The sequence below is a fragment of the Aquimarina sp. AD1 genome (genome assembly GCF_003443695.1).
GTDB classification, from domain to species: Bacteria; Bacteroidota; Bacteroidia; order Flavobacteriales; family Flavobacteriaceae; genus Aquimarina; species Aquimarina latercula.
The window spans coordinates 3,110,573-3,134,317 of record NZ_CP031966.1 but is presented as its reverse complement, the minus strand read 5'-3'; the positions used below and the strand labels follow the sequence as shown (position 1 = coordinate 3,134,317).

The following is a 23,745-nucleotide window of genomic DNA, read 5'->3' as shown; positions in this document are numbered from 1 at the left end:
CTAACCATAGCATATATCATATGAAGCTAAATCATAAAATCGTATTTCATTTATTAGCAACTGTACTTGTTATCGGTTGCAATCAACCTGACAAACAAGAAATTGTGGAAGAGGAAAAAAATAAGCCTTGTGAAACTGTACTTGATGTATCTCCAGAGAAATTAGATCGCTTTGGAATCACCAATAAAGAATACTTAAGCGCAGCTTCAAAAAGAGCACTTCAGTGGAAGTATTTTGAGAATGACTGGTATCGAGTTTTCAATCCAATGAAACCGTTGAAAGGCGATTTAGCTTATGAAGAAGGTGTTGTTCGTAGAGATCCTTCTGCAATCATTAAAGTAGATGGGTTGTATCATGTTTGGTATTCAAAAAGTGTGGGTCCAACAGATGGATTTGGTGGAGATATTGAAAATGATAAAGTTTTTCCTTGGGATCGTTGCACCGTATGGCATGCAACCTCCGAAGATGGATGGACTTGGAAAGAAGATAAAGAAGCTGCCGTTCCTTTAGGAGAGAAAGGATCTTATGACGATAGATCCATTTTTACGGTAGAAATTATGGAATGGGATGGGATGTATTATCTATGTTACCAAACCATCAAGTCACCATATGATGTTCGTACCAAAAATGAAGTTGGTTTAGCATGGTCTTCATCTCCTTTTGGTCCTTGGACAAAAAGTAAAGAACCTGTTCTAAAACCAGCTGATAATGGTATTTGGAAAGGGGAAGAACAAAATCGCTTTATGGTAGAAAAGAAAGGAGATTTTGATTCACATAAAGTTCATGACCCTTGTATTCTTCCTTACAAAGGAAAATTCTATTTGTATTACAAAGGAGAGCAAATGGGAGAAGAAATATTATATGGAGGACGTCAGATTCGACATGGTGTTGCTGTAGCGGATAATCCAAAAGGGCCTTATGTAAAATCTAAATACAATCCTATTTCCAATTCTGGACATGAAATATGTGTATGGCCAGTAGATGGGGGAATAGCTTCTTTAATTACTACGGATGGACCTGAACGAAATACATTCCAATGGTCACCAGATGGGATCAATTTTGAGATTCGTGGTGCCGTAAAAGGAACAAATATGCCTCATGCTATTGGTCTGAATAGAACTATTGAAGCTACAACAGACAATCCAACTGCAATTTTTGATTGGGGATTATCCCACGTGTATAATAGTTGGAACTACCAGAGTATTATGCGTTTTGACTCTTATCGAAAAACATCGCATGTAGCACAAGGAGCTAAAGCACCAGATGGCAAAAAGAAAAAAGACAAGCAAAAAGATAATTAATAAGTAGACAAAATTGAAAGCAACAATATATAAAGGTAATAAAACCTTTAGCGTAATTGATAAGGAGGTAGCAGTACCCAAAGAAGGAGAAGTTCGTATCAAAGTAGCATATTCTGGAGTATGTGGAACCGATGTGCATATTTATCATGGTATGATGGATAAAAGAGTAAGTATTCCAGAAACAATAGGTCATGAAATGTCTGGTACTATTGATGCTATTGGGGAAGGAGTAACAGGATACGAATTAGGTGATAAGATCGTAGTAAGACCATTAGATGATCGCGCAGTAAAACCTTCAGATAAAGGTTTTAATCATATCTGTGAAGAGCTTAAGTTTATAGGGATTGACAGTCCTGGTTCTATGCAACAGTTTTGGAACGTACCTGCCTTTATATTACATAAATTAAAAGAAGAAACTGATCTAAAACTAGCGGCATTGATCGAACCATTATCCGTAGCAGTACATGACGTTCGTCTAAGTGAGTTGCAAGAAGGAGAAACTGCTGTGGTTTTAGGAGGAGGACCTATTGGGTTATTAGTGGCAATGGTAGCCAAAGATACTGGTGCAAATGTTATTATTTCGGAAGTTAATCCAGTTCGGATAGCGAAGGCAAAAGAATTAGGTTTTGATACAGTGAACCCTGTGGAAGTCGACTTGGTAACTTATGTAAAAAATAATACTGAAGGTCGATTAGCAGACGTGGTATTTGAAGTAGCAGGCGTTCAACCAGCGTTGGATGTAATGACGGAAGTGGCTGGTATAAGAGGAAGAATTGTTATGGTAGCTATCCATGGAGAACCAAAACCAGTGAATTTGTTTAAGTTTTTTTGGAAAGAACTAAAACTCATAGGAGCAAGAGTTTACGAAAAAGAAGATTACGAAAAAGCAATTCAATTGATAACCGTCAATGAACTTCCTTTCGAAGAGCTAATTACCGATGTTCAGCCCTTAACCAAAATTCAAGAAGTTTTTGAAAATATAGATAACAATCCTGATGGACTTAAGGTATTAATGGATTGCCAACAATAAAACTAACTACGCACAATTAATGAGTATTTTAAATAAATTCAGTTTAGAAGGTAAAACAGCTTTAGTAACAGGCTGTAAAAGAGGTATTGGAAAAGCTATGGCCATTGGTTTAGCCGAAGCTGGAGCTAATATTATTGGTGTCTCTGCAAGTCTTGAAAAAGAAGGAAGTGATGTAGAAAACGCTGTCAAAAAACTAGGAAAAGACTTTAAAGCATATCAATGTGATTTTTCAGATAGAAAATTTTTATATCAATTTATCAAGGAAGTAAAATCAGATTTTCCAGTAATAGATATACTCATTAATAATGCTGGAACAATTTTAAGAGCACCTGCAGCAGAACATCCAGATGAATATTGGGATAAAGTAATAGAAGTAAATCAGAATGCTCAGTTTATCCTTACCAGAGAAATAGGGAAAGAGATGGTAGAAAGAGAGAATGGAAAGATTGTATTTACTGCTTCATTATTAACCTTTCAAGGAGGAATTACTGTGCCAGGATATGCGGCAAGTAAAGGTGCAATAGGACAAATGACCATGGCATTCGCGAATGAATGGGCATCAAAAGGGATCAATGTAAACGCTATTGCTCCGGGATATATAGCAACCGATAATACCGAAGCACTTAGAAATGATCCTAATCGAGCTAACTCAATTTTAGCAAGAATCCCTGCTAATAGATGGGGAAATCCCGAGGATTTTGCAGGTCCTGTAGTATTTCTTTCTTCCGAAGCTGCCAATTATATGAATGGATCCATCATGGTTGTTGATGGTGGATGGATGGGTAGATAATTAAATTAAAAACACCTCAAAAAAAGAAAAGATGAAAGCAAAAGAATATCAACTTTTTATTAACGGAGGATGGGCGAATGCTACATCTGGAAATACTGCTAATATTACCAGTCCAATCGATGAAAGCATTGTCGGTACAGTGCAAATGGGTGTGGAGGAAGATGCAAAAATTGCACTAGAAGCAGCTGAAAAAGCACAAAAAGAATGGAGAAAAGTTCCTCCAAGAAAGCGTGCAGAACTCATGCGAAAGTTTGCTACCGAAATAAGAGCTAATAAACCATATCTGGCGGAATTACTAACCAGAGAACAAGGTAAAATTATTTCTTTAGCAGAAATAGAAGTAGAAGTTACCGCAACTTTTATCGAATATGCTTGTGATTGGGCGAGACATATAGAAGGCGATATTATGCCTTCTGATAATGAAAATGAACATATTTATATACATAAAATTCCTAGAGGAGTTGTTGTAGCAATTACCGCTTGGAACTTTCCTTTAGCATTAGCAGGTAGAAAAATAGGTCCAGCTCTGGTAGCAGGAAATGCAATCGTAGTAAAGCCAACACAGGAAACTCCTTTAGCTACTTTAGAATTAGGTTTTATTGCCGAAAAAGTAGGTTTACCTAAAGGACTTTTAAATGTAGTAACAGGATCAGGAAGAGTACTCGGTAACGCATTGGTTGAAAATCCAATTACCAAAATGGTTACTATGACAGGTAGTACTCCAGCGGGTCAACAAATTTTTAAAGCTGCAGCACAGAATCTTACTCATGTTCAGTTAGAACTTGGAGGAAAAGCACCCGCAATAGTATTTGCAGATGCGGACTTAGATCAGGCAGCAGAAGCAGCATTCCACTCCAGATTTGATAATTGTGGACAAGTATGTACCTGTAATGAGCGTATGTATGTGCATGAAGACGTATATGAAGCTTTTATGGAGAAATTTATGGAACACTTGAAAGCTTACAAAGTAGGAAATCCATTAGATAGAAGTGTATCGATGGGGCCAAAAGTAAATGCTTCAGAATTGAAAAACATGGAGCATTTAGTAGAAGTGAGCGTAAAAGAAGGAGCTACCATTGCATCTGGAGGAAAAAGGCCCGAAGGAGTTGAATTTGAAAAAGGACATTGGTTCGAACCTACAGTACTTACAGACGTAACCCAAGATATGACTATTGTACACGAAGAATCATTCGGTCCTATATTACCTGTGATTAGGTTTTCAGAGTTTGATCAAGTGATCGGATATGCAAATGATTGCGAATATGGATTAGCGGCTATGATTTTTACCAAGGATATGGCAACCATATTGCGATGCAATGATGAATTAGAGTTTGGTGAAATCTATGTAAACCGAGGTCATGGAGAACAACATCAAGGATTCCATAACGGATATAAACTGTCAGGAAGCGGAGGAGAAGATGGAAAGTACGGATTCGAGCAGTACCTAGAAAAGAAAACCTTTTATATGAATTATAAATAAAAGAGGTTTCATTAATGGATATTCAAATAAAAGATATAAAAGTTAGATTATTCGAAGTGCCTCTTCCAGAAGTACTTTCTGATGCCAAACATGGAGATCATTATCATTTTGAGTTAGTTACTACCACCATTACCCTAAATGACGGAAGTCAAGGCACTGGATATACTTATACCGGAGGTAAAGGAGGTAGAGCTATAAAAGCTATGATAGAGTATGATTTTAAAGAAGCTCTAATCGGAAAAAACGGTGCTGATATTGAAGGAATCTATGATTTTTTAGAATGGCATATCCACTATGTAGGAAGAGGAGGAATTGCTTCTTTTGCCATTTCTACCATAGATATAGCTTTGTGGGATATACACTGTAAAAAACTTGGAGAGCCACTTTGGCAAGTTGCTGGAGGAGCAAATAATACTTGTAAATCGTATTGTGGAGGTATCGATTTGCAATTTCCACTACCCAAGTTATTACAAAACATGGATACCTATTTGGCCAATGGTTTTAATGCGTTAAAAATCAAAATCGGAAGGGAAAATTTAGATGAAGATATTGAGCGCATAAAAGCAGTAAGAGAGCATATTGGTCCTGATATTACTTTTATGGTAGACGCTAATTATTCTATGAGTATTGATAAAGCTATTGAAGCGATCAATAGATTCAAAGAATTCGATATTACTTGGTTTGAAGAACCTATTATTCCCGACCATTATAAAGGTTATGGAGAAATAGTAGAAAAAACAGGTTTCCCTCTAGCAATGGGAGAAAACTTGCATACTATTCACGAGTTTGAGTATGCATTTGAGCAATCTAAATTGTCCTTTGTGCAACCAGATGCTTCTAATTGTGGAGGTGTCACAGGATGGTTACGTGTTGCCAAATTGGCAAAACAACATAACATTCCTGTGTGTTCACATGGAATGCAAGAATTGCATGTAAGTTTGGTTTCTTCTCAAGAAAATGCTGGATGGTTAGAGGTGCATAGTTTTCCAATAGATGAATATACAATCAGGCCATTGATTGTAGAAAACTATAGAGCGGTAGCTCCTGATATTCCTGGAATTGGTGTTGTCTTCAATTGGGGAAAATTAGAGCCGTTTGAACAATTCTAATAAGATTCACATGAATTATTTAATAGCCCACACATTTTAATAGTCAATGAAAGTAGAAAAAAGAAATTTTGGTAACATAGGAAACGATGAGGTATTCCTATATGAATTGTCTAATGATAATGGCGTGGTAGTAAAAATATCGAATTACGGAGCAACGATTACGGCAATTCTTACACCAGATAATCAGGGCGCCTCTAGAGAGATTACCTGTGGTTTTGAGAATATTGATGGTTATTTTTCCGAAGAGTATAAGAATAACGCTCCGTATTTCGGTGGTACAGTAGGGAGGTGTGCTTCTCGGATTCATGAAGGTAAGTTTACACTAGAAGGCAAAGAATATTCATTAGTTGGTAATGATAGGGGAAATCATTTACATGGAGGAACTCAAGGATTTGATAGAAAAATATGGACGGTAGAAAGTTATGATAATATGAAGGATAAAGTTACCGTCATCATGAGTTTACAAAGCCCAGATATGGAAGAAGGATATCCAGGAAATGTAAAAATTAATACACGTTTTACACTTACTAATGAAAATGAATTGATTATATCTTATAAGGCGAACACGGATAAAGCCACTCCAATTTCGTTAACCAATCATTCTTATTTTAATTTATCTGGCTTCCAAGAAACTGTACATGATCATAAAGTTACCATTCATTCAGATGCCTTTTTAGCAGGTGATGAGAAAGGAGTAGCACAAGGAGGTGTGATAAATGTGGATGGAAGATTAGAGGATTTCAGGAATGGGAAGTTTTTTAAAGAAGCTTTAGATCATATGGAAACCGGGTTTGATCATTATTTTTTATTCCCAAAAGATTTTGAATTAAGAAAAGTGGCTTCTTTTGAGCATAAAGGATCCGGAAGAACCATGGAAGTTTTAACCACAGAACCAGGAATGTTGTTCTATTCGGGTTATTTCACTTCGGATGTTCTAAAAAGAGAAACTGGAGATCAATATGGACAATACAAGGCCTTTTGTTGTGAAACCCATCGATATCCGAATGGAGTAAATTTAGAAGATGCTCCTAAAACGATTACCTATCCTGAAGAACCATTTACCAGTACGACGATATTCAAATTTTCTACAATCGAGTAGTAAATAAGATATATAAAATTAACAGCGCAACACTCAACTTTTAAAATTAATAATTATGACTATAGGAATATTATTTGCGGTCCTCGCTGGATTAATGCTTGGATTATATGCATTGCCAGAAAAATATACTAAAGGATACGAGTTTGAAAATACTTGGGGTATGATGTTTTTTATCAATATGTTAATTATTCCAATCGCTGCGGGTTTTTTATTAGTGAAAGACTTTGATATTATCGTTTCTAATATACCTACCGATATCCTTTGGAAAATGGGATTAGCTAGTATTCTTTGGGGTATTGGTGTCATGATGTGGGGAAAAGCAATTAATTACATTGGCTTGTCTCTAGGATTTTCAATTTTTATCGGTACGGTTATTCTTGTCGGATCCTTATTACCATTCTTAGTTGATGGATTACCTTCTAATAATGTTTTTATGGTAATTCTTTTAGGAATCTTGATTGTGTTATTTGGAGTATCTTTTAATGGGAAAGCTGGAATACTAAGACAAGCGGAAGATCAAAAAAATAGTAGAGAAAAGTTAGATGGCAAAGCGTCTTCGATGACCATCGGAATTATTATTGCAGTTATTGGAGGTTTATTAGCCACTGGATTTAGTTATGCGAATGCGTATGGAAGACCATATCTACATGAAGCTTGTCAGGAAGCTGGAAATCCGGAATGGATTACGGCGGTAATGGTGATGGTTATTATCTATGTATCAGGAGCTATTTTTGTGATTCCTTATTTTATATATCAACTAAGTGCTAAAAAGTTATGGAGTAAATTCAGTTCTCCGCATACTCCTAAAAACTTATTTTATACGTTTATTATGGCACTTTTAAACTTTGCTGCCTCAGGAACTTTTGCATTTGCTGCTTATAAATTAGGGTCTTCTGGGAATACAGTTGGATATGCGATTTTTAATACCGTATGTGTTGCCGTAGCAATAATCACCGGAATACTTACTGGAGAGTGGAGTAGTACGAGTTCTAAACCTAGAAAAATTCTTTATCTGGGATTGACTGCAATGATACTGGGAGTGATTGTAATTGCTTCAGGAAACGCAATGGGATAAAAAGCAGAGAAAAGAAGAATACTGCTGTTTTCAATTTTAAATAATTCTATCAAAATCTTATGGGTATTATCACTTTTCTAGGCTTTACCTTGCTGGTAGCTTTGATTTCATATTTAGCAACAAAAAAAACTGATGAGAAATCATATACCGGTTATTTTTTGGCTGGTAGAAGCTTAACAGCTCCAGTGATTGCAGGTTCATTATTACTAACTAACTTATCTACAGAACAGATTGTAGGGTTAAACGGACAGGCTTTTTCAGAAGGAATTTTGGTAATGGCTTGGGAAACCTTAGCCGCAATCGCTATGGTAGTAACCGCCTTATATCTATTACCAAGATATCTTAAAGAAGGATTAACAACAGTACCTCAGTTTTTAGAAAGAAGATATGATGTCGGAACTAAAACGATTACTTCTGGATTGTTTCTTACAGGATATGTGGTAGTGCTTTTACCGATTGTTTTGTATTCTGGAGCTTTGGCCATTAGTACTATTTTTGATATTCCAACACTATTTAATGTAGATAAAACAACCGCTTTATGGATTACGGTTTTTTCGATAGGGATTATTGGTTCTATCTATGCGATTTTTGGAGGACTTAAAGCAGTTGCAGTTTCAGATACAATAAATGCAGTTGGATTATTGATAGGAGGTTCGATCATTCCTGTTTTAGGGTTGATGTTAGTGGGTAATGGTAATATGGTGGAAGGGTTTACAGAGTTATGGGTATCGAATCCAGATAAATTTAAGTCAATGGGTGGAGAAGATTCTTCTGTTCCGATTAGTACAATTTTTACAGGAATGATGCTGGTTCAATTATTTTATTGGGGAACAAATCAGGCAATTATTCAACGAGCATTGGGTGCGAAAAACCTTAAAGAAGGACAAAAAGGAATTCTGTTAGCTTCTTTTATTAAAATATTAGGCCCAGTATTAGTGGTGTTACCAGGGATTATCGCATTTCATTTGTATGGGGATAGTATTACCAATCCAGATGAAGCATATCCTACCTTAGTTCGCAAAGTTTTACCGACTTCATTGATTGGTTTTTTTGCGGCAGTTCTCTTTGGAGCTATTTTGAGTTCATTTAACAGTGCTTTAAATAGTTCTGTTACTCTTTTTGGCGTAGATATATATAAAGGCTATATCAATAAAAATGCTTCCGAAAAACAGATTGTAAAATCTGGAAAGATATTCGGAATCGTTCTCGCCGTATTATCCATGTTTATCGCACCATTGATTGCAAATGCACCTGCTGGTTTGTTTGGGTATTTACAACAAGTTAATGGATGTTATACAATTCCTATTTTAACAATCATTATTATGGGATATTTAACGAAACGTATTCCTGCTGTTGCAGCCAAAATAGCGATCATTTTAGGTGCGGTTGTGTACTTGATTTATGTTATTCTTGATAATACGGTAATGAAGGGTACATTTCCTCATTTTTTACACGTGCAGGGAGTGCTATTTGCCATTAACATTCTAATAATGATTATAATTGGTAAAATGTATCCACTTAAAGAAGCTTTTGAAATTATATATACAAAAGAAGTTGATATTAAACCGTGGAAATATGGAATTCCTATAGGATTGCTTATTTGTATACTAGTAATAGGTATATATCTAATTTTTAGATAAAAATGTAGAATTCTTCGACTTTAGATTAACCAGAATATTTTCACAAACACAACAATTGCTCTTGATTCAAAAAAAACAGATTCTGTCCCAGGTCTGGTGCCAAAACTTCAATATTTAAAGGGTTTTCTCGCGACCCAAGAAGGATTCGAACTTGGAGATAATAAGATTCAATTTCCTAAATATTAAATAAAATATATGACTGTAAATAAAGAGGTAACCCTTATGAAGCTATTAATAACATCGAATGGGTTTTTGTAAACGATTGTAATTCATATAAATGACCAATAGAACGATTAGGTATTTCAATCTCTTCCGTTACAAAGCAAAAGCTTCATAGAAATGTGAAGCTTTTTTTATTGTCTTCCTAGAATATACCTAAAAATAAGTGCTCTTTTTTTAATACTATTAATAAGATTACTTGATCTTATGTATTTATGGGTACTGTATTCAAATTATCAATATGACTCTTCTCTTGGTGTCGGAAAAGTTATATGGCTTACTTATTTTTCCCCAAGATAATGTCGGTAATCTTCGCAGATTTGGCGTGTTTTTTCTATAAGTAGATACTCTTCTTGAACTAATTTTGAAACATCAAAAATCAATAAACCTATCACACCATGGTCGATGTTGTATTAACCGTTTTAAAGGATAAACTCAATGAATATTTTAAAAATGTAGTAGGTACTACAGAATCTAATATTATAGACTTTATAAGTACGAATAATAACGATCCTGTTTCTTTTACTAATGATAAAATAACTCCTTTTCTCATTAATATTTCTGAAGATAGAAAATTTAGAAATGCAGATCAATATGCTGGTGTGATAAGAAATGGTATCAAAACCCAGGCGAATCCTGAAATCAGAATTGAGTTATTGATTTTGTTCGTATCTAAATTCAATAAATATGAGCAGACACTCAAGTTTTTATCACATGTCATTAAGTTTTTTCAGGTCAACAGAATCTTCGATCCTCTAAATTCACCGCAATTATCAGATGAAAATATAGAGAAGTTGATCGTAGAATTAATATCACTCCCATTAGAAGAACAAAATCAAGTATGGCATTCTTTAAACACATCCTATCTACCATCGGTTTTATATAAAGTGCGTTTACTGTCTTTTATCGATGATCAAAGTATGGAGTTCGTGGGAGAACCAATATCCACAACGAATCTTAATCTTCATCAAAAAGTATAAGCTTTTAGTAATGAATATATCTATAAACAAGCCCAATATCACGAATTAAATAAAGTATAAAATGGAATATCGCGAATTTTTTGACATAGAGGTTATTCACCCTGTTTTATCAGAATCTAATGATGTAGTGCTTGTCCCGAAAAATGAAACGAGAAAACACCTAAGCAACCTTGGATTTGTGGTAAAGAAAACAGAAAAAGGAATAAAGATTTTAGCTCCTATGTCTCGAAGAAATGGCGATTTTCAGCCTTTGAGCGAAGATGACAACTTTACTTTTTATATATATCCCACTTCTGATGTTACTCAAGAGGTTACAGATTTTTCTGAAATAGATGAAGGTAATATAATCTTATTTTCTAATCAAGATCTTCCAGAAAACAGTCAGGAATTAGTAAGTAGCCAAGTAGTAAAGGAAGGGATTTTTGGAGGATATCCTGCATTAGGTAGTATTCAAATTATAGGTCATAAAATTAATCTTACTTCTTTAGAACAACCGATAAAATTTAAAGCTGTATTTGGAGCAAAGTCGATAAAGTGGAAGTACTATTTTGTATCCAATACTGAAGATATTGATATCAGTTTGGAGTCTAGAGATAATCAAATCAGTTTCAATGAAGTGGTGGTCGATGAAAACATAACGGACCAGATTATAAATTCTATTCAATTAAATTTTCCCGATACCCAAGTTAAAATTTTCGAATCTAAAGATTTGGTTCCCTACAGTAACAAACCCATTAAGAATATAAAACTACTTCAAAACGGTGATGTTCTTATCAATCATTTACCCAATCCGCGAGCAGAACAACAAGGAATCCAAATAATTAAAATTAAGTAAGAAAAGGCATTTCGAGAGAATCAATTGATTTTTTAGAAAAGCCCATTATAAACATGTAAAACTATTAGAATATGTCTAGATTTTTAACACCAGATGTGTACACTGAGGAGGTACCTCTATTACCACAATCTGTAGCAGAAGTTTCCACTGCGGTGCCAGCTTTTATTGGATATACGGAAAAAGCAGTAAAAAACGGAAAAGATATTAGAAACAAAGCGATTAGAGTATCTACTCTATTAGAGTTTAAAGAAGCTTTTGGAGGTGCACAATCAGCATCTTTTATGGTAAGCATTTCGGATGATGATGCTGTAGAAAATATAGAAGTAGAAGCTCCGAAGCATACTTTATATCATGCAATCGATTTATATTTTAAAAATGGTGGTGGTGATTGTTATATCATTTCAGTAGGAAATTATAATGATGATTATGATAAGGAATCATTCTTAAATGGGTTAGAAGTTTTGAGTAAGGAAGACGAACCTACTCTGATTATGCTTGGAGAAGCAACAAAATTAGATGCGCCCGATTATCATGAAGTATGTCAAAATGCCTTGGCACAGTGCCAGGATTTAAAGGACAGGTTTTGCATTTTCGATATTAAAAAAGATGATGAAAACGGAACATCTTTTAGAGATGGAATAGGTACAAATAATCTAAAATATGGTGCTGCTTATACCCCATATTTACAAACATCACTTACCTATCGTTATGAAGAAGATCTTGTAGAAGTATCAGGTTCTTCGGCAACTGAAACCCTACAATTAGAAATAGCTGGCGCGATTAGAGTTGAGTACAGTGGATCTTCTCAAGATGCACCAAAAGTTAAGATTAATAAAGGAACAGGGAGCATACCTTCTTTTAGTATTGCTGACGCTGTATTAACCATCAATGTTGGAGAAGGAACTCCTGCTAGTGAGATTATAAATGAATGGAATACATTTTCAAACAAAGGTGATTTTGATATTATTTTGTTAGATGGAGCAACAGTTGTAGAATCTTCTACAGGAACCACTGATCTTATTACTACTGGTGGTGATAATGCTTCTGTTAGTTTATCAACTTTCAAGGAATCTCGTTCTGAGTTATACAGCAGAATTATCAGTGAAGTATCAAAACAACGTATCACGTTACCACCAAGTGCGGCAGTAGCTGGTGCATACGCTACCACAGACAGAGAAAGAGGTGTATGGAAAGCACCAGCAAACGTAAGTTTAAATGCTGTTATCGGTCCTATCTCGAAAATTACTTCTAAAGATCAGGAAAAACTAAATGTTGATGCTACAAGTGGTAAATCCATCAATGCTATACGAAGTTTTGTTGGAAAAGGAACCATGATTTGGGGAGCTCGTACACTTGCCGGAAATGATAATGAATGGCGATACGTACCAGTACGAAGATTATTCAATATGATAGAAGAATCTACCAAGAAAGCATCTCAGTTTGCAGTTTTTGAATCTAACGATGCCGTGACTTGGTTGAAGATGAAGGCTATGATCGAAAGTTTTTTATACGGAGTTTGGCAACAAGGTGGATTAGCTGGAGCGACAGAAGAGCAAGCATATTTTGTGAATATCGGATTGGGAAAAACTATGACGCAACAGGATATTTTGGAAGGAAAGATGATTGTAGAAATTGGATTAGCAGCTGTGCGTCCTGCAGAGTTTATCATACTGAAATTCTCTCATAAACTACAAGAAGCATAATAAGCGTACAAAATTTAATGAATAAGTAAAAAGTAAAACAATGGCTTTAACTAAAGAACAAATAAAGACAGATTACCCTTTAGTAACCTATAATTATAGGGTAGATATCAATGGAGTATCTATAAGTTTTTCGGAGGTATCTGGTTTAGAATTATCCTTCGAAACAACAACATATAAGGAAAGCTTCGCTACAGGAGGAAAAGTAGGACCGAATATTATGTATATGCCTGGGCAGATTCAACCGGTAAATATATCTATGAAGAAAGGATTGGTAAAAGGAAAGAGCATTCCTGTCTTTTATGATTGGATCAATGATATACAATTGAATCAGGTAGATAAAAGAGATATCGTAGTGCATCTTTTAGATGAGACCGGTAGTACTGTAGTGAGCTGGAAAGTTATAGATGCTTTTCCAACTAAATTAACAGCTCCTTCTTTTGATGCAAGCTCTAATGATGTAGCTATAGAATCTATGGATTTAATGGCTTTTAGAGTGACTATGGAAGAAGCATAGTAAATAAATAAACTAAGCAAGTTCTATTCTAGGAAACAAAACCAGAATTGTAAGTCAATATAAATTCAAAAAACCAAAGTATTGTGGCAATTGATAAACAGAAAATTAGCGAAACCTATCCGTTACCGGTATACAATTATCAGGTAACGATTAACGGAGTTGAAATCATGTCGTTCTCAGAGATTTCAGGTTTAGAAATTGACCATGATCATGTGTTGTATCGACATGGTTTTAGTTGGGCAGTTGGAGATCATTTGATCCGTGGCCAAAGAAAACCGATTAATATTTCTTTAAAAAGAGGGTTGATCAAACGTAGGAGTGATTTATATGACTGGATTAAATCTGGAGAAAAGAAAGACATTAGAATAGAACTCTGTGATGAAGCTGGGATGGGCATCGTAGTTTGGGAGGTTTCCCGAGCATTACCTTTCAAATTAGATGCTCCATCGTTTAGCGCTAGCGCCAGTGAAGTAGCGATAGAGAGTCTCGATTTAATAGCTCATGACTTACGAGTAAAATACAATTAAAGAGTTACCATATGTTAGATGTTTTAAGAGCAATGAATTTTGCAGATAAAGAGCCTACATTATCACACAGATTTGGAGTGTTCTTTCTATCAGGAGGTGTTATTCCTAATCCAATAGATGTCAGATTTCAAAAAGTTAGCGGTATCAATACCGAAGTACAATTGGATACTATAAATGAAGGTGGACAAAACCTGCATGCACATCGTGTACCCAAAAAGATTAACTATAACAATTTGGTACTGGAACGAGGTTTCGTAGCTAGTAGTTTAGCCGATGGTTTAAATAGTTTTAGTCTACCAGGTTTTGGTCAGATGCGCTCTCCGCTGATTTCTGAATTCAATGCGACATTTTCATTTTTTAAGTTTAATCCTTCTAATGTACTAGTCACATTATTTAACGAAAATGGGATTCCTATTGGAGGATGGTTATTTCTAAAAGCATATCCAGTAAAATGGTCCGTATCTGATTTGGATGCACAATCCAATTCCGTGGCCATCGATACAATGGAGTTGGCATATACACGATTTCAAATTTTAAGATTATAAAAATGGCAGTAGAGATCAAAGAAATTGTCATTCGAGCAATTATATCAGATGCTTCACAGACAGATGAAGGTAGCTCATCTTTGGATACCAGAAAAGAACAATGTGATGTGGTACAAGAATGCGTGCATCAAGTACTAAAAATATTGAAAAAGAAAAACCATAGATAGATCATGGCATTACTAAGTGAATTAAGTTTTAAACTACAAAAGCTTACCATTTTTTCTTTTGATAATGAAGAAAGAACCGTTGGTAAGAAGAAATTAGAGGTGATGTTTAATCCCGAATCCGTTAGACGAAGTTTTATAAATAAGTTTACCGATAAGGCGAGTAATCCTCAGAATAAGAGTGATGCTAAGTTTATGCACAGCGATTCATCTACGGTTAGTATGAGTCTAATTTTTGATGGAACCGATGTAGATCAATATGGGGCAGAGATAGCACTTAGATTGTTAAGAGGTACCCAAAAAAGTGTTGCAGAAAGAATAGATAATTTTCGAAAAGACATTACAGAAATAAAAGGTAAAATTCATGAACCACGCTATCTAGTTCTTAGTTGGGGAAAAACATTAAAGTTTAATTGTAGACTTTCTAGCTTAGATATTAATTACACATTGTTCGAAAGAAATGGAGATCCTTTGCGAGCCGAGCTCAATGTATCCTTCATTGGGGATGATACGCCCAAAGCGCAATTAGCTAAGTTGAATTTACAATCTCCTGATCTTACGCATTACCGTATGGTAAAATCAGGTGATCAATTACCATTGATGTGTCAAGAAATATATGGCTCTCCGATGTATTATCCATTAGTAGCAAGTGCAAATAAACTAACGGATTTTAGAAATCTAATACCAGGTCAAGAAATTTACTTTCCACCAATAGAAAAATAAAAGATGTCATCAACTGTAGTAACAAGTACGATTAAAAGCAACGGCAAGATCCTGCCATTAGGATTGTATGAATTATTGTCGATAGATACAAGCAAAGAGTTTAACAAAATACCTTTAGCCGAACTTAAGCTATCCGATGGTTGTGTAGCAAATCAAAAGTTTACTACCTTAGAAAGTAATGCTTTTATACCAGGCGCTGAAATTGAAATCTTTTTGCGGTACGAAGGAAATAATACAAACGAGACGAAGGTTTTTGAAGGTATTGTGATCAATCAGGAAATCGAACGCTCGCAATACCAATCAGTACTTACGATAGAGCTTTGCGATCCGTCCATAAAAATGACCACTTTACGAAAAAACAAAGTGTTTCAGAATAAAACGGATAGCAAACTTATAAAAGATATTATCAGTACCTACAGAGATGTAAAAACTAAGAATATAGAAAATACTTCTTTGGCACATCCACAGATGGTACAGTACTATGTTTCGGATTGGGATTTTATAGTATCAAGAGCAGAAGCGAATGGGCAACTAGTACAAGTTGATAATGGAGAGGTTTCTGTTTTTACGCCACAAATTGGAAGTACCGATCATACCCTAACCTTTGGGATAGATCTGGCCCATTTTGATCTAAAAATTAGTAGTCGTCATCAATATGAGAAAGTACATTCATTTGGTTTGGATACAAAAAAGGATGAATTAGCACTTAGTATTCCCAAAAAAGGTAAAGAGCAAATATTAACTAGTATTGATTACAAAACTTCACAATTGTCAGATGCAGTTGGAGCTAAAGAAACAAACTTGGTTCATGCTGTACCTACAGATCCATTAGAATTGCAATCTTGGTCAGATGCGCAACTTGTAAAATCAAGACTGTCTCTGGTACAAGGAACTATTAGAATTAATGGTAACGGAAAGATACAAGTAGGTCAGACGCTGAAAATCGAAAATGTAAGTCGATTTAATGGAGAATATATCATTACTGGAGTTCGACATGGATTTGTAATGGGGTCTGGATGGTATACCTACTTACAAATAGGAATGGATGCCAATTGGTTTAGTTCGCAATCTGATATTATAGATACAAAAGCTGCTGGTTTATTACCAGGTGTAAATGGATTACAAGTAGGAACAGTGTTGGAACATGTAGAAGATTCGAAACACGGATTTCTAATTAAAGTACATATACCAGCTTTTGATCAAGAAGCTAAAGCTGCCGAAGTATTAGCCATGTATACGACATTAGATGCTGGAGTAGATCATGGAATTTTCTTTCCTCCAGAAAAAGGAGATCGCGTAGTGATTGGTTTTTTAAATGATGATCCCAGGCAAGCAGTTGTTTTAGGAGCAATGCACAGCCACAAAGCACCACATACCGAAAAGAAAAAAAATAAATACAAAGGGATTTTTACCAAGTCTAATTATCAATTGCTTTTTGATGAGGAAAAAGAAGTGATAACACTATCTACAGCCGATAAAGACCAGTCCAATGAGCAGCTATTAGCTATCAATCAGAAGGAGAAAACAATCACATTAGAAGATGCTCATGGTAATAGTATTCTAATGGGTAAAGATGGTATTAAAATAATTAGTACTAAGGATTTTTCAATAGAAGCTGCAGGAGACTTTGATATCAATGCTAAAGGAAAAGTAATAGTAAAAGGAAAAAAAGTGGATTTAATATAAGAGCTATGAATAATAAATTTTTAGGAAACGGATGGTCATTTCCTCCTGCTTTTGGAATTGGAGGCGCTGAGGTCAAACTTACCTCAGGAGAAGAAGATATCAAGCAAAGTCTTCAGATTTTGTTATCCACGTCGCTAAAGGAACGAATCATGCACCCGGATTTTGGGTGTGATCTTACGCAATTTTTGTTTGAAGAATTGGATGAGAAATTTGCCAATGAGTTAAGTGATATGGTATCTCGTGCCGTGCTATTATACGAACCAAGAATTGAGGTGAATAATGTTGCTGTAACAGATATAGATCCCAAAAATGGCGTAGTACATATCGATATAGATTATATGGTAAGAGCAACAAATAATCGATTTAATCTTATCTATCCATTCTATATCAACGAAGCCTCTAGCGTGGCATTTGATTTATAATGAAGAAAATGATGAATACAAATACACTAGGATTATGGATGTGATAATTATGAATGACGATACCGTAGAGTTTTCTAAAGTGGGATTACTCACGCTAATACCACCAATTCCAAAAACAACAATAAAAGCTTCGGGAAAGACAACTATTAATGGTAAAAAAGTTTGTGTGCAAGGAGATGAAAAAAAAGTTGAGATAACATGTCAATATACTGTGCCACCATTTTCAACTCCTGGATCTGGAACATTAAAAATAATGAACCTAGCTCCTAATCAATTAACCAGAAAAGCGACAAGTGGTAATAAAAAAATAATACTAAAGGGGAAATTATTTATAGCGCTTTTTGAGGTTGATTCTCCAGCTACGCTACCCTCACCTCCTAATACACCAGATCCTGTTCCGATGTACGTGGGAACTGGAAAGTTAATACCGGGAAATAAAAAAATAAAAGCCACCTAAACAAAATAAATAGTAGAAACAATGGGTACTATTCAAAATATAGATAACATACTTCTTAGAGATGGAACCAGTCAGAACGATCGCAATTTGGATGCTCTGAGCACTGATTACGTAGCTATCGAAGGGCGTAGTTTAGAAGTATTGATTACAGAAGCACAGCGGTTAGCCAAAGAACTTCAGTTTTTTGATGAACAAAATAGACCTACGGGTACTTGGGAATCATTTCTTATAGATGATCCCAATGTATTTAATCAAAACTCTCTCGAAGGGAGAAAAATACAACAAAAACAATGGGCAAGAGAACTAGCGGCATATGTAGAAAACCCAGAGTTGTTTTACAATAACATCGAAAAGAAGGCAAAATTATCCAAGCCTCATGTAGTGTTATTTATCACCTTTCTTAAGTTAATGAATCATGTAAAGTCTAAAATGAATGGACTTACCGAAAAGCATCTCGATTTTTACTACAGAAAGTATCTACAATTAGACCCAAAACAGGCAGTGCCAGATGTGGTGAATGTACTTTTAGAATTAGAAGAGAATACTCAATATCTCGAAGTAGAAAAAGGAACCATCTTACAGGCGGGAGAAGACACTGAAGGGAACGAATTACAGTATGTAACCAATGAAGATACGGTGATTAGCAAAGCCCAAATTACACAATTAAAAAGTGTTTTTGTATCCAAGCAAGTACGCACTATCCGAAATGTACATCAGGAGCGAAGAAAAAGCAAAGATGCTGCTTTTGTAGATATGATGGAAATGGCATTAGGACATCCAAATCCTGGTGATGCACTACCAGATTTTCCAGAAGCATTACAGATAGAAGATCTTTTTCAATTAGAGGAAGCGGTAAAAAACGAGAATGCTGAGGCACTTGCTTATGTAAAAGAAGTCTTGTTTTTAGAGAGAGATGAATTTGATCTTATTTTTTTAAAGCATCAACAAGACAAAGAAGGTATTCCTATAGATTGGGTACCTGAGTACGAACTATTAGAAAAGGCGTACGAAAGAAAAATTATTCATCAGAGACAACTAGATTTAAAAGAATTACACAATACCAATGGATTTGATGCCATGCTAAAGAAAGTGTATGGAAATCCAAATCCCGGAGATTCTTTGCCTTTATACAATGGAGAAACAACATCTTTAGAAAAAGTACTTCAAGATTTACAGGCCTCCAATGAGAACTCTGAGCAAGCATTAGAATATGTGGAAGTAGAATTATTGTTGAGAAAACAAGATTTTATTCATGTTATGCAAACTAATAGTGATAGTAGTATTTCCGAAGAAGATAAAAATAAAGTATACCGTATTTTAGAATTTTCTGAACGTCAGCTGCGTTCTGTGGTAATTCCTTCTCCAGAAACAGAACAATTATCTGATATTTATGATACTGCTAACGTTAAGGATTTTCTTTTTAGTCAATATGATGAGGAAGAAGAAAGTAAAAGGTTCAAAACTTTTGGGGATAGACTAACTGCTATTGCAGATAATTTCTTAAAACCATCAGAGATTGGATTTGCGATTAGTTCTCCAACTTTATTACTCAAAGACGGAAAACGTACTATTGAAGTATTTCTAGATTTAAATCTTAGCAGCCAAAAAATAAAAGATTTACGAGCTGTTTTTGATACAAAAGATCCTTTTCAAACCTATTTAAGTAGTGCAGAACAATGGTTTACGCCAGATGCGGTTCAGTATTCTTTAGGGAATTATGTAGGCAGTTCATCAGAGAATAATCTAAACGTTGAAATAAAGGATCAAACCATTACCCGATTAGATACGACTAATTTTACTGTAACCGATATAGGCGATTACATCGTGGATGCTTCTCAAAAAATTTATGAGATTGTAGCCTTTAAGGATGTGAAAATTGTAGAAGTTAAAGAGGTTGGAGTATTAGAAACACCTATAGAAAACACGCAAAAATACAGCAAGGATCAAGTATACCTAAATGCGCTGAGAATCCGAATTAAGCTTCAGGATAATGATTTACCAATTATTTCATTTCCATCTTCGTCATCTTTTATAGAATCCGATCATCCTGTTATGGTCTGTACATTACAGTCTTCAATAGAAGAGCAAGATGATCAAAATCAGATGCGAAGTAGCTACCAGCACTTAATAGACGTAACATTACAAAAGGTACATATTCGAGTAAATGTTCAGGATATGCAGCATAGTATCATTGAGAATGATGAAGGAACAATCGATACCAACAAACCATTTGAACCTTTTGGCTTTCAACCCGAAATAGGAACTAGTCTTTATATCGCTAATGACGAAATATCTCAGAAACGCTTGCAAGATGTAAAGTTGCATTTAGAATGGGTCAAACAGCCCACATCTTTTGTGAATTATTACAAAAACTATTGGCTTATTCAGGCAGATCATACCGAGGAAGAACTCGCTGTACTAAATGATGAACAATTGGCTGAACTTATAGATCAAAAGTTAGGTTTTGATGCTGCTATCATTGAGAATGACCATGATTTTAAGGCTGATGTCTTTTTACATGATCGCAATGCGGAATTATTACTTTCTACAAAGATTGAAGATGAGCAAGGCAATGAAGTAACAGAAGGGTTTCCTCTTTTTAATAAAGAAAATAGTATATCCATAGATGATATTCCTACAAGGATAAAAAATACTAGTCCAGATTATCAATATAAAGAACGTTTTGGAATACAGACGGACGAAGAAGAAGCATTACTTTGGGATCGCTATTTTAGAATAGAATTAACTCCAACAAACTTTCAGCATGTAGTATTCAACACCTTATCTGTTAAGCAGGCAATATCGGAAAAGGTAGATATAAAAAACTTAAAGATTAATCCACCATATCAGCCTAAGCTTAAAAAACTTGGAATCTCATATACGTCTTGTGATACTATTCTAGCAAAAACTGCGGTGGATAGTACGAATAAGATATTTCATATACATCCTTTTGGATATGATGATATAACTCCTGGAGAAGAAAGTACGCTAATTCCTGCGTATAAGGATGAAGGCTCATTATATCTGGGAATCACTGAGGCAAATACACCACAGGTACTTTCAATTTTATTTCAAATGGCAGAAGGGAGCGCAGATCCTGAAATAGAAAAACCAGTAGTGCAATGGAGTTATCTGCGAAATAATGAATGGATAACATTAGCGCCATTTAATCTACTACAGGATGGTACAAATGGATTACTAAATACAGGAATTGTAAAAATTAGAATACCCGAAGATGCTACCCAAGGCGGTACGTTAATGCCATCTCATTTACATTGGATCAAGATAAGTACATTTAAAAATATTGAAGGAGTATCTGACACTATTGATATTCGGAGTCAGGTGATTAGTGCTACACTCGCTAGTGAAACAGTAGCGCCAGTACATTTCGAAAATCCATTGCCAGTAGATACGATTAGCGAAGAACTCAACCAAATACCTGAAGTAGCAAAAATTGCCCAACCTTTTACATCTAGTAAGGGGAAACCGGTAGAAAAAGGAGATGCCTTATATAAGCGAATCAGTGAACGTTTAAGGCACAAGAACAGAGCGCTGACCATGTGGGATTATGAACATATGATATTACATAAGTTTCCAGAAATTTATAAGACCAAATGTCTTCCTGCTTCGGATCGTATCGGTGGCGTAGATGTGATTGTAGTTCCGGATATTAAAGGAAAATTACCATTTAATCCTTTTGCTCCAAAAGTAGCAGCAGATACACTTCTTAAGATCAATTCGTATCTAGAAAATCTGGCTCCGACCTATGCCGAGATATCCGTTTCGAATCCTTCTTATTTACAAGTTTCTACAGAATGTGTTGTGAAATTTTATTCTGGATATGATGAAGTTTTTTATAAAGACAAGTTAATAGAAGAAATCAAACGATTCATGTCTCCCTGGGCATATGGAGAGGATAGCGAAATTCAAATCGGAGGATCACTCCATGCTAGTATGATTATCAACTTCATTGCAGAACGTCCGTATATCGATTATGTAGCAAACCTAAAATTATTTCAAAGCGAAGACGGAAAGACATTTACCGATGTACGAAGTCTGAATGACGGAAAATCTATCGTAACGCCCTCGCAACCCGACATGATTATGGTAGCTGCCCAAATACACGAAGTCTATGTAGTTAACGAAAATGGATTCGAAGAAGACAGCTTTGAAGGAATTAATTATATGGAAATAAGCAAAGACTTTATCGTAACATAAAATCTTGAAACTAAAGTAATAAATACAGTCTTATGGAAATCAATAAAAGAAATAGAACAGAACTCAAGGAATATTTTAAGATTAATGATAAACCTACTCAAGAAGAGTTTTCAGATTTTATAGAAGCCAGTATTAATCAAGCAGAAGACGGGATCGCGAAAGTACAAGGTAATCCGTTGTCTATACAAGCAGAAGGAGAGCGAATAGGTACACAAGAGATTGTAGATCTCTATGAAAATTTGGCGGATGATAATCCACAATGGTCTATTAATTTAAATCCAAGAGTAAATGCTGAAGAACCATTGAGTAATCAATCTGGATTAAATATCAAAGACGTAACAGGACAGAGTCGTTTGTTTATCAAATCTGGAGAAGGTAATGTTGGGATTGGGACAATAGAACCGTTAGCACCCCTTACGGTAAAAGGAAATACAACTTTTGATAAACCTGTCGGGGCAATGCAAATTTCTGAAGATACCATCCTATTTGGAGGCAAAAATACGAATGAACATAAAGATTCTGCAAAGATTGAAGTAGGCGCTACCACCTTAAGATTATTTGGAAAATCAACAAATAGCGATCCTGCTACCAGAAAAGTAGAGATTATTGCCGATGGCGGAACTCATATTCAAGGAGCGGTATCGGTGCAAGGCGATATAACGGTAAAAAAATTGAAGGCAGAGAATATTTCTACGAATACAGATTTGGATAAAGAAGGTGCTAGCCATGATAGGATTCCTACCCAAATGGCAGTAAAAAGCTATGTGGATACAAGGATGCCAAAAGGAGTAATTGTTATGTGGTCCGGAAATATTAGTAGTATTCCTTTAGGATGGGTATTGTGTGATGGACAGCAAGGCACTCCCAACTTATCAGGGAGGTTTATCGTAGGCTTTGATAAAGGAAATTCGCAATATCAGATTGGAAAAACTGGAGGAAAAGAAGAAGTTAGTCTAACCACCGGTCAATTACCATCGCATAGTCATTCAGGAACTACTGGAGAAGCTGGCGAACACGCACATAATTTTACGGGGGCAGCTAAACGAGGAGATGGATCTGGTACAGGAAGTTCTAATGATTATTATAAAGCATTCACCAGAACTACCCAACCTGCAGGTAAGCATAGACATTCCTTTAATACCAATAAGACTGGAAGCAATCAACCTCATGAAAACCGTCCACCGTATTTCGCATTGGCATATATCATGAAATTATAAACCAAAAAGAA

The 23,745-nt window shown here is 35.3% G+C and carries 21 protein-coding genes; all 21 read left to right on the top strand.

Going from position 1 to position 23,745, the window contains the following annotated elements; all coding sequences use genetic code 11:
• Positions 1 to 20: 20 nt before the first annotated feature.
• The 21 genes from D1815_RS13680 (at position 21) to D1815_RS13585 (ending at position 23,734) form a co-directional block, all read left to right on the top strand.
• Entirely contained in the window at positions 21 to 1,301 is a 1,281-nt protein-coding gene (locus D1815_RS13680; RefSeq protein ID WP_233557471.1) for a glycosyl hydrolase, read from the top strand.
• Positions 1,302 to 1,314: 13 nt separating this feature from the next.
• The gene (locus tag D1815_RS13675) at positions 1,315 to 2,331 is read left to right on the top strand and encodes a zinc-binding dehydrogenase (RefSeq protein ID WP_118387624.1); all 1,017 of its coding nucleotides are present in this window, start codon (positions 1,315 to 1,317) and stop codon (positions 2,329 to 2,331) included.
• 25 nt (positions 2,332 to 2,356) lie between these two features.
• Entirely contained in the window at positions 2,357 to 3,121 is a 765-nt protein-coding gene (locus D1815_RS13670) for an SDR family NAD(P)-dependent oxidoreductase (protein ID WP_199726713.1), read from the top strand.
• A 31-nt stretch (positions 3,122 to 3,152) separates the two neighbouring features.
• Positions 3,153 to 4,601 carry an aldehyde dehydrogenase gene (gene aldA, locus D1815_RS13665; protein WP_118387620.1) on the top strand — a complete coding sequence of 483 codons (1,449 nt, stop codon included), beginning with the start codon at positions 3,153 to 3,155 and terminating at the stop codon, positions 4,599 to 4,601.
• A gap of 14 nt (positions 4,602 to 4,615) precedes the next feature.
• The gene (locus tag D1815_RS13660) at positions 4,616 to 5,710 is read left to right on the top strand and encodes a mandelate racemase/muconate lactonizing enzyme family protein (RefSeq protein WP_118387618.1); all 1,095 of its coding nucleotides are present in this window, start codon (positions 4,616 to 4,618) and stop codon (positions 5,708 to 5,710) included.
• Positions 5,711 to 5,756: 46 nt separating this feature from the next.
• Positions 5,757 to 6,809, top strand: coding sequence for an aldose epimerase family protein (locus D1815_RS13655; RefSeq protein ID WP_118387616.1), 1,053 nt, complete (start codon positions 5,757 to 5,759; stop codon positions 6,807 to 6,809).
• A gap of 55 nt (positions 6,810 to 6,864) precedes the next feature.
• Positions 6,865 to 7,884, top strand: a complete 1,020-nt coding sequence (locus D1815_RS13650) for an L-rhamnose/proton symporter RhaT (protein ID WP_118387614.1) — start codon at positions 6,865 to 6,867, stop codon at positions 7,882 to 7,884.
• A 59-nt stretch (positions 7,885 to 7,943) separates the two neighbouring features.
• Positions 7,944 to 9,524, top strand: coding sequence for a solute:sodium symporter family transporter (locus D1815_RS13645; RefSeq protein WP_118387612.1), 1,581 nt, complete (start codon positions 7,944 to 7,946; stop codon positions 9,522 to 9,524).
• A gap of 617 nt (positions 9,525 to 10,141) precedes the next feature.
• Positions 10,142 to 10,723, top strand: a complete 582-nt coding sequence (locus tag D1815_RS13640; protein WP_118387610.1) for a DUF4255 domain-containing protein — start codon at positions 10,142 to 10,144, stop codon at positions 10,721 to 10,723.
• A gap of 61 nt (positions 10,724 to 10,784) precedes the next feature.
• The gene (locus tag D1815_RS13635) at positions 10,785 to 11,558 is read left to right on the top strand and encodes a hypothetical protein (RefSeq protein ID WP_118387608.1); all 774 of its coding nucleotides are present in this window, start codon (positions 10,785 to 10,787) and stop codon (positions 11,556 to 11,558) included.
• 71 nt (positions 11,559 to 11,629) lie between these two features.
• Positions 11,630 to 13,261, top strand: a complete 1,632-nt coding sequence (locus tag D1815_RS13630; RefSeq protein ID WP_027395212.1) for a phage tail sheath C-terminal domain-containing protein — start codon at positions 11,630 to 11,632, stop codon at positions 13,259 to 13,261.
• Positions 13,262 to 13,301: 40 nt separating this feature from the next.
• On the top strand, positions 13,302 to 13,775 hold the full coding sequence (locus D1815_RS13625) for a phage tail protein (RefSeq protein WP_108805100.1): 474 nt from the start codon (positions 13,302 to 13,304) through the stop codon (positions 13,773 to 13,775).
• An 83-nt stretch (positions 13,776 to 13,858) separates the two neighbouring features.
• Complete coding sequence (locus D1815_RS13620) at positions 13,859 to 14,302, top strand: phage tail protein (RefSeq protein WP_027395214.1); 444 nt, start codon at positions 13,859 to 13,861, stop codon at positions 14,300 to 14,302.
• 11 nt (positions 14,303 to 14,313) lie between these two features.
• On the top strand, positions 14,314 to 14,847 hold the full coding sequence (locus D1815_RS13615) for a phage tail protein (protein WP_199726709.1): 534 nt from the start codon (positions 14,314 to 14,316) through the stop codon (positions 14,845 to 14,847).
• 2 nt (positions 14,848 to 14,849) lie between these two features.
• A complete protein-coding gene (locus D1815_RS23695) occupies positions 14,850 to 15,014 on the top strand; it encodes a DUF5908 family protein (RefSeq protein WP_155839763.1) in 165 nt (54 codons plus the stop codon).
• Positions 15,015 to 15,017: 3 nt separating this feature from the next.
• Positions 15,018 to 15,734: a hypothetical protein gene (locus tag D1815_RS13610; RefSeq protein ID WP_108805102.1), complete on the top strand. Its 717-nt coding sequence runs from the start codon at positions 15,018 to 15,020 to the stop codon at positions 15,732 to 15,734.
• A 3-nt stretch (positions 15,735 to 15,737) separates the two neighbouring features.
• Entirely contained in the window at positions 15,738 to 17,420 is a 1,683-nt protein-coding gene (locus D1815_RS13605; RefSeq protein WP_118387606.1) for a phage baseplate assembly protein V, read from the top strand.
• Positions 17,421 to 17,425: 5 nt separating this feature from the next.
• Positions 17,426 to 17,842 carry a GPW/gp25 family protein gene (locus tag D1815_RS13600; RefSeq protein WP_118387604.1) on the top strand — a complete coding sequence of 139 codons (417 nt, stop codon included), beginning with the start codon at positions 17,426 to 17,428 and terminating at the stop codon, positions 17,840 to 17,842.
• Between the two features lie 34 nt (positions 17,843 to 17,876).
• Complete coding sequence (locus D1815_RS13595) at positions 17,877 to 18,299, top strand: hypothetical protein (protein WP_147404043.1); 423 nt, start codon at positions 17,877 to 17,879, stop codon at positions 18,297 to 18,299.
• Positions 18,300 to 18,320: 21 nt separating this feature from the next.
• Positions 18,321 to 22,517, top strand: a complete 4,197-nt coding sequence (locus tag D1815_RS13590) for a baseplate J/gp47 family protein (protein WP_118387602.1) — start codon at positions 18,321 to 18,323, stop codon at positions 22,515 to 22,517.
• A gap of 32 nt (positions 22,518 to 22,549) precedes the next feature.
• Entirely contained in the window at positions 22,550 to 23,734 is a 1,185-nt protein-coding gene (locus tag D1815_RS13585) for a hypothetical protein (RefSeq protein ID WP_118387600.1), read from the top strand.
• Positions 23,735 to 23,745: the final 11 nt, after the last annotated feature.